Origin of the sequence: Devosia sp., from assembly GCF_040509215.1 — a bacterium.
Lineage (GTDB): Bacteria > Pseudomonadota > Alphaproteobacteria > Rhizobiales > Devosiaceae > Devosia.
In genome coordinates, this window is the sequence record NZ_JBEVLL010000197.1 from 1 (window position 1) to 12148 (window position 12148).

The 12148-nt window shown below is 61.5% G+C and carries 12 protein-coding genes; all 12 read left to right on the top strand.

From position 1 onward, the window contains the following. The first annotated feature begins 146 nt into the window (after nucleotides 1–146). The 12 genes from ABW043_RS10855 to ABW043_RS10910 all read left to right on the top strand — a co-directional run bounded on the left by ABW043_RS10855 (nucleotide 147) and on the right by ABW043_RS10910 (nucleotide 12137). Nucleotides 147–1109 (top strand): ABC transporter permease, encoded by a 963-nt coding sequence (locus tag ABW043_RS10855; RefSeq protein WP_353921224.1) that lies wholly within the window; start codon nucleotides 147–149, stop codon nucleotides 1107–1109. Between the two features lie 12 nt (nucleotides 1110–1121). Continuing rightward, nucleotides 1122–2015, top strand: a complete 894-nt coding sequence (locus ABW043_RS10860) for an ABC transporter permease (RefSeq protein ID WP_353921225.1) — start codon at nucleotides 1122–1124, stop codon at nucleotides 2013–2015. 72 nt (nucleotides 2016–2087) lie between these two features. After that, nucleotides 2088–3278, top strand: a complete 1191-nt coding sequence (locus ABW043_RS10865; protein WP_353921226.1) for an MFS transporter — start codon at nucleotides 2088–2090, stop codon at nucleotides 3276–3278. A 117-nt stretch (nucleotides 3279–3395) separates the two neighbouring features. Continuing rightward, nucleotides 3396–4430 (top strand): amidohydrolase family protein, encoded by a 1035-nt coding sequence (locus tag ABW043_RS10870; RefSeq protein WP_353921227.1) that lies wholly within the window; start codon nucleotides 3396–3398, stop codon nucleotides 4428–4430. Between the two features lie 30 nt (nucleotides 4431–4460). Beyond that, nucleotides 4461–6056, top strand: a complete 1596-nt coding sequence (locus ABW043_RS10875; protein ID WP_353921228.1) for an ABC transporter substrate-binding protein — start codon at nucleotides 4461–4463, stop codon at nucleotides 6054–6056. 442 nt (nucleotides 6057–6498) lie between these two features. Continuing rightward, complete coding sequence (locus ABW043_RS10880; RefSeq protein ID WP_502908640.1) at nucleotides 6499–7176, top strand: RNA polymerase sigma factor; 678 nt, start codon at nucleotides 6499–6501, stop codon at nucleotides 7174–7176. A 135-nt stretch (nucleotides 7177–7311) separates the two neighbouring features. After that, complete coding sequence (locus ABW043_RS10885; protein ID WP_353921229.1) at nucleotides 7312–8505, top strand: flagellin N-terminal helical domain-containing protein; 1194 nt, start codon at nucleotides 7312–7314, stop codon at nucleotides 8503–8505. Between the two features lie 83 nt (nucleotides 8506–8588). Further along, nucleotides 8589–10292, top strand: coding sequence for a flagellar filament capping protein FliD (gene fliD / locus ABW043_RS10890; RefSeq protein ID WP_353921263.1), 1704 nt, complete (start codon nucleotides 8589–8591; stop codon nucleotides 10290–10292). After that, nucleotides 10289–10675 carry a flagellar export chaperone FliS gene (locus ABW043_RS10895; RefSeq protein ID WP_353921230.1) on the top strand — a complete coding sequence of 129 codons (387 nt, stop codon included), beginning with the start codon at nucleotides 10289–10291 and terminating at the stop codon, nucleotides 10673–10675. The genes fliD and ABW043_RS10895 overlap by 4 nt, the downstream gene beginning before the upstream one ends. Nucleotides 10676–10717: 42 nt before the next feature. Then, complete coding sequence (locus ABW043_RS10900) at nucleotides 10718–11164, top strand: hypothetical protein (protein ID WP_353921231.1); 447 nt, start codon at nucleotides 10718–10720, stop codon at nucleotides 11162–11164. A gap of 27 nt (nucleotides 11165–11191) precedes the next feature. Further along, nucleotides 11192–11671 carry a periplasmic heavy metal sensor gene (locus tag ABW043_RS10905; RefSeq protein WP_353921232.1) on the top strand — a complete coding sequence of 160 codons (480 nt, stop codon included), beginning with the start codon at nucleotides 11192–11194 and terminating at the stop codon, nucleotides 11669–11671. A gap of 193 nt (nucleotides 11672–11864) precedes the next feature. Then, complete coding sequence (locus ABW043_RS10910; RefSeq protein WP_353921233.1) at nucleotides 11865–12137, top strand: flagellar hook capping FlgD N-terminal domain-containing protein; 273 nt, start codon at nucleotides 11865–11867, stop codon at nucleotides 12135–12137. The last annotated feature ends 11 nt before the right edge of the window (nucleotides 12138–12148 follow it).

Genomic DNA, 12148 nt, shown 5'->3' on the forward strand with positions numbered 1-12148 from the left:
GTCACAAGGCCGCAAGGCTGTCGAAAGCCTGAGCTCCACGGTACATTCTGGAGGGAATGTGCCGCCTGGGAGGCTTGGCTCATCTGGCTGAACAACGGCCGTAGGACCACCAGCGCCGAAGTGCTGGGGGTAAGGAGGAGATTTAGATGCTCGGATATATCGGACGACGGCTTATCGGGTTGATCCCGATACTGTTCGGCATCTCGATCGTCGTTTTTCTCATCATGCGGCTCCTGCCGGGTGACGTCGCGGCAATGATCCTTGGCGGCGACGAAGAAGGCGGCAGTGGCGTCAGCGCCGAGGCAGTCGAGGCTCTGCGCATGCAGCTCGGGCTCAATAAGCCCCTCTGGATTCAATATTTCGACTGGATCTGGGGACTTGTGCGGCTCGATGCCGGCAATTCGCTCTGGAGCGGTCGACCGGTCTTCGTTGAAATCGGCGAACGCGTTCCCCTCACCATGGAACTGGCCTTTCTGGCCCTCGCCATATCCATGCTCATCGCCATACCCATCGGCGTCTATTCCGCCGTGCGCCAGGATAGCTGGATCGACTATCTGTTCCGCTCCATCTCCATTGCAGGCCTGGCCGTTCCTAGCTTCTGGCTCGGCACCATGGTCATCCTGTTCCTGACCCTGTGGTTCCATTGGACCCCGCCGCTCGGCTACATGCCATTCACCCGCAATCCATGGATCAATCTCCAGCAGTTGATCTGGCCGGCTCTGGTGCTTGGCTTCGGCAATGCGGCGCTCATCTCCCGCATGACGCGGTCCACCATGCTCGAAGTGCTGCGCGAGGACTATGTCCGCACCGCCCGCGCCAAGGGCCTGAAGCCGCGCGCTGTGCTCGGTGCCCATGCCCTGCGCAATGCGGTGCTTCCGGTCCTGACGCTCGGCGCCATCGAACTGGGCGGCCTCCTTGGCGGCACTGTCGTCATGGAAACGATCTTCACTCTGCCCGGTATCGGCCGCTATCTCGTCGATGCCATCTACCATCGCGACTACCCGGTCGTGCAGACCATCATCCTGCTGATGGGCGTGCTCTACGTGGTGCTCAATCTCATCGTCGACATCCTCTATGGCGTGTTCGACCCGCGCATCCGCTACGAGTAGGAGGCTCGTACCATGGCAATTTCCGTCAATGACCTGCCTGCCGCCAAACAGAATGCGCAGCGCTCGATCTGGACCAAGCTGCGTCACGCCGCTCGTCGCAAGCCTCTGGGCGCCATCGGCGCGCTCATCATCCTGGTCTTCGTCGTCGTCGCGCTGTTTGCGCCGTGGCTGGCGCCCTATGACCCGTTCCTGATCGACTCCAACAATCTCCTTGCGGCGCCAAGCTGGCGCAACTGGATGGGCACAGACGAATTCGGCCGCGATATCATGAGCCGCATCATCTGGGGCTCGCGTGTTTCCATCTTCGTGGGTCTCATGGCTGTCGGCATCGGCAGCAGTTCGGGCGCGCTTCTCGGTCTTGTCAGCGGCTATTTCGGCGGCACGGTCGACTATGTCATCCAGCGCGTCATGGACACGCTGATGGCTTTCCCGACGCTCATCCTGGCGCTTGCCATGGTTGCGGCGCTTGGGCCCAGCATCCAGAACGTCATCATCGCCTTGGCGGTCGTAAAGCTGCCCAGCGCCTGCCGCGTCGTTCGCTCGACCACGCTCTCAGTGCGCGAACGTCCCTATATCCTCGCCGCGCGCAATATGGGCCTTGGCGACGTGCGCATCGTCTTGTTCCACATCCTGCCCAATTGCCTTGCCCCGTTCATCATCCTCGCAACGGCCGGCCTCGGCGCTGCAATTCTGTCCGAAGCGTCGCTGAGCTTTCTCGGCCTCGGCACCCCGCCGCCCGAACCCTCTTGGGGTGCCATGCCGAGCGGCAAGACGCAGCGTTACATGATGGAAGCGCCCTGGCTCGCCATTGCGCCGGGTCTCGCCATCACCCTCGTGGTCTTCGGCTTCAACTTCCTGGGCGATGCCCTGCGAGACCTCTTGGATCCCCACCAGCGCGAAGGCTGAGCGCGACAACTTCCCGGAAAGCAGATCTTGGACCAACCCTCGTTTCCAGGAAGTCGTCTCCTAAAGCCCTGCTTGGTCCTGCGGCACCGCAATTTCCGGCTGCTCTGGACCGGGTCGCTGATCTCCAACACCGGAGATTGGATCGATCAACTGGCGCTGAACTGGCTGGTGCTCGAAACCACCGGCTCGCCAGCCGCCTTGGGCCTCGTCAATCTCTGTCGTGGCCTGCCGATCCTGGTGTTCACGCTGATCGGTGGCGCCGCTGCCGATCGGTTCGAACGGCGCCGGCTGATGCTCGGTACCCAAACCGCGGCCATGATCGTGGCACTAATCCTCGCCGCCATGGTCTATAGCGGCACCGCGTCGCTCTGGGCCATAGCCGCGGTGGCGACGGCGCGCGGCACCATCGTCGCCTTCAACCTGCCGGCCCGGCATTCGCTGATCTCCGAGATCGTGCCGCGCGACGACCTAGCGCGGGCCATCGCGCTCAATTCCATGACGATCAACCTGACCAAAGTCTTGGGTCCGCTGATTGCCGGGCTCCTCATTGCCAGTGTCGGCCTGGCCGCGTGCTTTTTCATCAACGCGCTGAGTTTTGTCGGCGTCCTCGCCTGCCTTGCAGCCATGCATATTCCGCCGCAGGTGCGCGAGCGCTCGGGCAGCCTTGGCCGCAATATCGTCGACGGCTTTGCCTTCATTCGCGACCACACCACCATCCGCATCCTCGTGCTGGTGGCCCTGATCCCGATGTTCTTCGGCCAGCCCTACATCACCATGCTCGCGGTCTTTGCCATTGATGTGTTCAAGATCGGCCCCGATGGTCTTGGGCTCCTGATCGCCTCGGCGGCCACGGGCTCCATGCTCGGCGCCCTGATGGTTTCAACCTTCGCCGATATGGCCCGACGTGGCCTCACCATGCTCGCTTTGCTGGCCGGCTATGGAACGCTGTTGATCTGTTTTTCGCTCAACCCGGTCGCGCCTTTGGCCCCGTTCATCCTTCTCGGCGTCGGCGCCATGCAGATCGCCTATGGCGCCTGCAACAACACCATATTGCAGCTCGTCGTGCCCGATCACGTCCGGGGCAGGGTGCTCAGCGTCCTGTTTCTCAATCGCTCGCTGGTGTCTTTTGGCACCGCCTTTGTCGCAACTCTTTCGGCCGTCATCGGCCCGCAATGGTCGCTGGCCATCTCTGGCGCCATCATGGTACTTGCCGCCGCGCTCGTTTTCGCTCGCTCGCCATCGATGCGTTCGCTCCGCGCCTAATATGCATTTTAGCGATCGTTTGGAGCGAAATAATCTCGCTTGAATCGATAGGTCGTCGTCCTAAAGATGGCAACAGCTCAAGAGCGTGTCACACGCCATATGCTGGAGGACCTGCGGATGATCATCGACTGTCACGGCCATTTCACTACCGGGCCGGCATCCATCGAACTGTTTCGGGACCGCCAGATGGCGAGCCTTGCCGATCCGCTGCGCAAGGCGCCGAAACACCTCGAAGTCTCCGACGATCAATTGCGCGATGCCATTGAAAATGGGCAGCTCCGCCAGCAGCGCGCGGTTGGCATTGACCTCGCCTTGTTTTCCCCGCGCGGCGGCGGCATGGCCCATCACGCCGGCACCGCCGCATTGAACGAGCGCTGGGCCCAAGTCTGCAACGACCTGATCCATCGGGTCGCCGAGATGTTCCCGCACAATTTCGTCGGCGTCTGCCAGCTCCCGCAACTCGAAGGCGTCGAACCGGTCTTTGCCGCCCGCGAACTCGAGCGCTGCGTCACTGAGCTGGGTTTTGTCGGCTGCAATCTCAATCCCGATCCCTCGGGGGGCCATTGGCACGGCAAGCCGCTGACCGATCGCAGTTGGTACCCGCTCTATGAAAAGCTCGTCGAACTCGACGTGCCCGCCATGGTCCACGTCTCGCGCTCCTGCAACGAGAATTTCCATGCCGTCGGCGCGCACTACCTCAACGGCGATACCACAGCCTTCATGCAACTGCTCGAAGGCGACCTCTTCAAGGATTTCCCGACGCTGAAGCTGATCCTGCCCCATGGCGGCGGCGCCGTGCCCTACCACTGGGGCCGTTATCGTGGACTTGCGCAGAACATGAAAAAGCCGCTCCTCACCGAGCACCTGCTCAAGAACATCTATTTCGATACCTGCGTCTATCACCAGCCGGGCGTCGATCTGCTCGCCCGTGTCATCCCCGTCGACAACATCCTCTTCGCCTCCGAGATGATCGGTGCGGTCAAGGGGATCGATCCGGAAACCGGCCACAACTACGACGATACCAAGCGCTATGTAGACGCTCTGCCCCTTTCCGCTGCCGACAAGCACAAGATCTTCGAAGGCAATGCCAGACGCGTCTACAGCCGCCTCGATGCGCGCCTGACCGCCGTCGGCTTGCTCGACGCTGCATAACAATAAAACTGCTCCTGGGAGGAGACCTCGATGACCGACCAATCCAAGTCGCCAAGACTGACCCGTCGCCTGTTCCTCGGCGCCAGCGCCGCCACACTGGGCCTCGGCCTCATGCCCGCCTGGGCGCAGTCCCCCGCGCCGGGCAAGGGCGGCATACTGAGCTACAATATCGAGAGCGATCCGCCCAATTTCGATCTTCTCTCCAACACCACCTCACGCGTGCTGGATTCGATCGGCGGCTGCTACAATGGCCTCGTGCAATACGATCCGCTCGATCCCAATGCGATCATCGGCGATCTCGCCGAAAGCTGGGAAGTCAGTGAAGACGGCCTGACCATCACGTTCCACCTGCGCCAGGGCGTAAAATTCCACGATGGCGCGCCGATGACCTCGGCCGACGTCAAATATACCTTCGATGTCACCCGCGATCCGCCGGAGGGCCTGGTGAGCGTCCGCAAATCGGCGCTGTCAGCCGTGTCCGCCATCGACGCCCCGGATGACCACACCGTGGTCTTCACGCTCAGCCGTCCGTCGCCCGGCCTCATTGCCAGCCTCTGCCCCAACTGGTTCTCGGTGCTGCCCAAGCACGTGCTCGAACAGGGCCAGATGAAGGACGTCGTCGTGGGCACCGGCCCGTTCAAGCTACAGAACTATAGCCGTGGCAACAGCATCGAACTGGTGCGCAACCCCGACTATTTCGACGCCGAACGCCCCTATGCCGATGCCATCAACATCTACATCATTCCCGACCAGGCCAGCGTCATGGCCTATTTCCGCAGCGGGCAGCTCAATGTCTTTGAAGGCATGGAAGCAACGTTGGCCCATGAAGCCGAGCGCGATCTTGCCACCGAAGCCAGGGTGCAGAGTGCCCCGAGCCTCAATGCTATCGCTCTCCACTTCAATCTCGCCGTAAAGCCCTGGGACGACGTCCGAGTGCGCAAGGCGGCCGCGCTCGCCATCGACCGCACTGCAGCGGTTGCCGTGCTGTTCAAGGGCGATGCGGTCCTTGGCGGCATGTCGCCCCCAAGCGGCACCTGGGCGCTTCCCGATGAAACGCTGCACGCCGTCCCCGGCTTTGCCCCGGAACAGGCGGCAGGCGCCATCGACGAGGCCAAGGCGCTACTCGCCGAAGCCGGCTTTCCAGACGGGTTCGAAACGCGGCTTGTGGTGCGTCGCGACGATCGCTTCGGCCCCTGGGGGGTTTTCCTGCAGGACCAGCTTGCCAAGGTCGGCATCAAGGTCAATCTCGACCCGCAGGAGGCCGCAACCTACTCCGAGACCCAGAAGGCCAAGGCCTATGATCTCCACGGCGGCAATCTCAGCATCGCCGTCGACGACCCCGATGCCATCTTTGGCAATCAGGTGGTTTCGGGCGCGGGTGGCAATTACTCGCAGATTTCCGACCCGGCAATTGACGCGCTGTTCCTCGCCCAGAGTCAGGAACTCGATCCGGCCAAGCGCAAAGCTATGGCCAACGAGCTCGAAGAAATGATCCTCAGCCAGTATCTGGTCTATCCGGTGGCCTATTCCTTCCGCTTCCTCGGCACGCGGAACGATGTGCACGACTACCTGCTGCATTCGCAGACCAACAACAATCGCCGCATGACCAACGTCTGGATCGGCTGATCTCAGCCGTACCGCGCTAGTTGCTCATCAACTTATCCCGGGGCCCTAGAGGCTTCGGGATACGCGCAGAAATAATATCAAGCTGTCGCCTTTGCGGCCTCCGGCCCCTTTCGCGTGCGCCGAAACAACGCCCAGCGCCGATGCACAGTGCCGGCCCCGGCCAGAACGCATGCTCGTTCCAACATGAACCGTTTGTAACTCGATTGCCTGGCTCTCCTGCTTAAAAAGATAAGCAGGCAAATTTTGCCGGGCGATTCGATGGAGAAACGCGGTTTGGCAAAAGGGTTTAGCGCGGAAGGCGGCAAAAATTGCCTAGATCGATGGCAAGAAATTCCTCCCAAGCTATTGAAAAATATAACCTTCCTGAAATTTTCTGCGCCTGAATTCGCGGCCTGGTCCGTTTCATCGTTAACACCCGGTTTGGGGAGCGCAGGAAGCGGACATGACGATTTTACTGGCTGTTGATGGACGGAGTGAAGCGCAAGCGCCGACCAAGACGAAGCCGCGCGGCTTCGACGACACGTCTGCAACTCGCCCTTCAGCCTACGAGCGCCCCTTGGACGAAGATGACCATCTCCTGCGGCTGATCGCGCGCCACGACGAGTCTGCGTTTCGTCGGCTGGTCGAGCGGCATGTCGACCGGGCCTTCGCACTGGCGCTCCGCATCCTCAACAACCAGGCCGATGCCGACGACGTCGTGCAGGACGTGCTCTTGAAAGTCTGGACGACCCGCGGCTCTTGGCAGGAGGGCAAGGCGCGGTTTTCGACCTGGCTCTATCGCGTCGTCACCAATCGTTGCCTCGACCTGCGCCGTCGCCCGCGTACCGAAGATATGGATGCCGCCCCGGACCTCGCCGATGGGCGGCCAGATGCCGTGACAACCATCCATCGCGGCGAGGTCAGCGACCTGCTCGACCGCGCCATGGGGCGCCTGCCGGATCACCAGCGGATCGCGCTCATCCTCTCCTACCACGACAATCTCTCGAACCCCGAGATTGCCGAAGTGATGGAGACAACCGTTTCTGCAGTCGAATCCCTCCTCAAGCGCGGTCGTCAGCAGTTAAGGAAGTATTTACGGAACGCCGAGCTCGATATTCTGGAGTCATTTACCAAGGATTAACCATAAACCTCCGGTTCTTCTCCTTTTGTGCGCCAGAGTTTGTTCGCTCCCACCGTTGAACCATCAGACGCGGCACTGCCGTGTTGCCAGTCCCAGGATCAAGGGCTGAACTAGTCAACGCCAGGAGTTAGGCTGATGCCTGTTATCTCGACCAATATCGCTGCCAATTCGGCCGTCCGTTACCTCAACATCAATTCGGCGGACCAAACCTCGTCGCTCTCCAAGCTCGCCAGCGGTTCGCGCATCTCGCAGGCATCGGATGACGCAGCAGGCCTCGCCATCTCCACGCGCATCTCTTCCGACGTGACCGCCCTGAGCCAGGCCGCCACCAATGCCTCGCATGGTATTTCTGTGCTGCAGACTGCCGATGGCGGCGCGTCCAATATTTCCGACATCCTGCAGCGCATGAAGGCACTGGCCTCCCAGTCCGCCTCGGGCACCGTGACCGACACGGAACGCGCCTATATCGACGCTGAATTCTCGCAGCTCATCGACGAAGTCGACGGCATCTCGACCGGCACCCGCTACAATGGCGAAAGCCTTCTGGACGGCACATCCTCGCAGTACAACGCGACCGGCGTCTCGGTCATGGTGGGTTCGAGCGCGAGCGATACCATTGTCCTCAAGATCGAGAGCCTGAGCTCGACGGCACTCGGCCTCGTCAGCGGCACCAATGCGACCTCGGCTGAAGACATCGTTGGCGCAGCCATCACCACCATCGACGCCAGCGGCGGCGACATCACCTTCGACGTCAACGGCACGACCGTTACGCTCGCCGATGACGGCGGCGCTGCGGCCGACGGCAAGTGGAGTGCGGACGCCATTGCCGGCGCCATCACCCAGGCGCTTGCGGCAGACAGCAACACCGATGTCGCGGTCACTGCGGTCGACGGCAAGCTGAACTTCACCAATACAACGACCGGTTCGACCTCGTTCATCGAGATCAACAATTTCACCGGCGCAACCGCTGCCGATCTCGGCCTGACCACCACTGCGACCTACGGCGCCGACGCCACAGCCGGCACGACCCTTTCGGTCAGCTCGCAGACCGGCGCCAACGAGGCCCTGACGGCCATCGACGCCGCGATCGATACCGTCTCGAAGGCCCGCGCCAGCATCGGCGCACTGGAATCGCGCTTCAGCTTCCGCTCGGACTCCATCTCGACCAGCATCGAAAACCTGCAGGCCGCAAATTCGGCCATCACCGATACCGACGTTGCTTCTGAATCAGCCAAGCTCGCTTCGGCCAAGGTGAAGACCCAGGCGGCCGTTGCCGCCGCGGCCCAGGCCAGCCAGATGCCGCAGGATCTGCTCAAGCTGCTGCAGTAGTTCCCCCCGCGCAGCCGCGGGCGGCCCGGCTTTACGGCCCGCCCGGATTTTGTTTGCGCCTGGGAGCCAAGCCATTGAGCACCGTGAGCAGCACGACGTCGCTTCTGACTGCGTCGACGACATCAACCGCGACAACCAGCAGCGGCACATCCTCGACTTCGAGCACATCGTCGGGCTCCGATATCGACTGGAGCGGGCTGATCGAAGAGGCGGTCAACGCCAAGCTCGCCAAGGCCGATTCCATCGACGTGAAGGTGAGCAACAACGAGCTCAAGATCGCGGCCTACCAGTCAGCGAGCAGTCTGCTCTCGACAATGCAGACCGCAGCGCAGGCCCTGCGCTCGCCTTCGGGCTCCACCTATGGCTCCGTCGACGCCTTCCTGGCCCGCTCGGCCTATCTCACGGCCAATGGAAGCGTCGATGCGTCTTCCTCGCTCTCGGCCACGGTCGATGCCGGCGCCGACACGGGCAGCTACAAGCTCGAAATCCTGCAATTGGCCCAGTCCCATAAGGTGGCGAGCGCCACCACCAGCTCGAACACCACCGACCTCGGATATTCCGGCGTGATCTCTCTCGGCATCGAGGGCGGCACCGCCGTCGAGATCGAGGTCGACGAAAACATGTCGCTGATCGAAATCGCCGAGGCCATCAACCTCGCCAAGGGCACGAGCGGCGTGCAGGCCAGCGTCGTCAAGGTGACTGCGAACGACTACCGCCTGGTGCTTTCCGGGGTCGATACCGGCACGACCATTGCGGCATCCGTTGTGTCCGGCGACGATGTTTTTGGCGAACTCGGCGTCCTTGGCGCTGACGGCGCTTTCGCCAACGAGCTACAGGAAGCCAAGCAGGCGATCATCGAGATCGACGACATCCAGATCACCCGCTCGAGCAACCAGATCGATGACGTGCTGGATGGGACGACGCTCTATCTCTACCAGACGACGCCAACGGACACGTCCATCACGCTCGAAGTCGGCGCCGATGTCAGCTCGGTCAAATCCGGCATTGTGGCGTTGCTCGATGCCTACAACGCCTATCGTGAATTCGCCGTCAGCCAGCAGACGCTGCCGAGCAGTTCGTCGGAATCTGTGCTCTTTGGCGATGGGACACTGCGCAGCATCAACCTTGCCGTGGGTACGGCGCTGACCTCGGTGATCGACAGCCAGTCGCTTGCCCTTTTGGGTGTGACGTTTGACGAAAATAACTATCTCGAACTCGACGAAGACGTGCTCGACAATCTGCTGCTGACCGACCTTGAGGCGGTGAAGAGCCTCTTGGCCTTCCAGATGACGGCGTCCAACAAAAACCTCCAGCTGCTCGCTCGTGGCTCCAGCGTGCCGCCCGATTTCACCCTCGATATTACGGTCGATGCCGCAGGCGGTATTTCCGACGTTTCGGTGGGCGGGCAATCCGGGCTGTTCACGATCTCGGGCACGCGCATCATCGGGGCAACCGGCTCGCCCTATGAAGGCTTCACCTTCGTCTATTCCTCGAGCAACAGCGCATCGGTCAATGTCTCGTTCAGCACCGGCATTGCCGAGCAGCTCTACAATATCGCCAATGGCGCGACCAACAGCTCGAGCGGCACGCTGACGAGCCTCACCGGCGACCTCGAAGACTATAACGACAGCCTCACCTCGCGCAGCGACACCATACGGGATCGCGCCGAGACCTATCGGACCAATCTGACGGCCCGCTACGCCCAGTATCAGGCAGCCATCGCCACGGCGGAGGCCATGCAGGACTATCTCGCTTCACTTCTCGATACCTGGAACGCTTCTTCATGACGCAGACGCACAGCAACGCTATCGCCGCCTATCGCGTGGGCGCCACGCAGGTCCATCCACTGGTGGCGGTGGTCAAATTGTTCGATGAAGTTCTGCGGCGCATCCGCCGGGCGCAGGTTGATACGGTGAGCCGGCGCATGGAGGACGCCTACATCAATATTTCGCGCGCCTCTCTTATTCTGCGCGGGCTTTCAAGTAATTTGCGCGCCGAACACGGTGCTGATATCGCAAGCACGTTGAAGCAGACCTACATTACCAATATGATTGCGCTGCATACGGCATTTGGAAAAACAGATGCCGTCGAGCGCTACGACAAAATCCTCGAGGGGCTGACAAGCCTGCGCAATGCCTGGGCAGACGTAGCCGGAATGCCGGACGTCTGATGATGGCAAGGCTCTCGGTGGGAACGTACAGCGGGAGCGAGAGTGGACCTCGAGGAATTCGAAGCGGCGTTGGACGAGCATGGTCCAGATGTCGAGGATTGGCCTGCCGATCTTCGCGGTGCCGCACGTCTTCTGCTCGACCATTCTGCCGAGGCACGACAACTGCTCGACGACGAGCTGCGCCTCGCCGCGGCCTTCGCCATGAGGACAACGCCCAAAGCCCCGGCGGGTCTTGCCGACCGTATCGTGCTTCGCGCCATGGCGGCGGAAGCGCCGGTGCCCATGCCGGAGCCGGCGAGGGCAGTCCGACCCCGCCCTTCGCTATGGGCTATATTGGCCGACCTCTTCCCGCAACCGCGTTTCCGCTATGCCTTTGCCTTGACCGCCTGTTTCGCCATTGGTCTTGCGGGCAGCCAGCTTCTGGGCCAGAGCGAGGATTATGGGTCTTCGCTCTATGTCAGCGGCATCTACGCTGACCTCGCCTACTAACGCGCCGTTCCCCCTGGATTTTCCTGCATGTCTAAACTTCGCGCGCTCCTGATCGTCTCGCTGGCGGTCAACCTGTTCTTCGCTGGCTGGTGGGTGGGCAATAGCTTCCGCCAGCCGCCAGGCATGCCGATGCCGCAAATGATGCGCTATGCGGATCGGGCGAGCCCGGAAGAGCGCGAGGCCATCCGCGAAATCTTCGACAAGGTGGATGTCGTGATCAAGGGGGGCTTCGAACGGCGCGCTGCCACCTTTGCCAGGCTGCGCGACGTGGTCACCCATGATCCCTTCGACGAGGTGGAGTTCAATCGCCTGATTGCTGAGCTACCGCAGCAGCGCATCGCAAGCGAAGAGCAGCAATGGGCGATCATCCGCGATTCAATTATCGCGCTCTCTGCCGAAAACCGACAGGCCCTGGCGGAAGTTTTCTTCCTGCCGCCGGGACCGCCGCCGGGCGGTGGCGGTGGACCGGGGGGCAATATGCCGCCTCCGCCGGGCCAGCCTCAATAGTGATTTCGTAACATCTTGTTAACTTGCGTTAAGCGAGGTTTAACAGGATGTTATGGTAAATTATTCGACAAAATTCTCCGCCTGAAACCGGAACCCCGTCCGTTTCAATAATAACGCCACCGCGGCGTTGTTGTTGAAATCCGGCGTCGGCCCTGCCTGCAATGCAGGTGGCCGGCCGCACCTGGGGTCCGCCATGAGCGTTTCATCCATTTCTTCCGCGTCGAGCACCGCCACGACCTCGACCGTGTCCTCGTCTTCCTCGGCGCTGGACAGCGATGATTTCCTGAAGCTCCTGGTCGAGCAGTTGCAGAACCAGAACCCGCTCGATCCCGCCGATTCCAACCAGATGCTGAACCAGATGGTCTCCTATGCGAGCTATCAGGCGCAGTCCTCTACCTCTTCGACACTCACCGAGATCGCCACGACGCTGCAGTCCGTCGCCTCTGCCCTCAACATCACCGTCTGAGGGCCTGATTC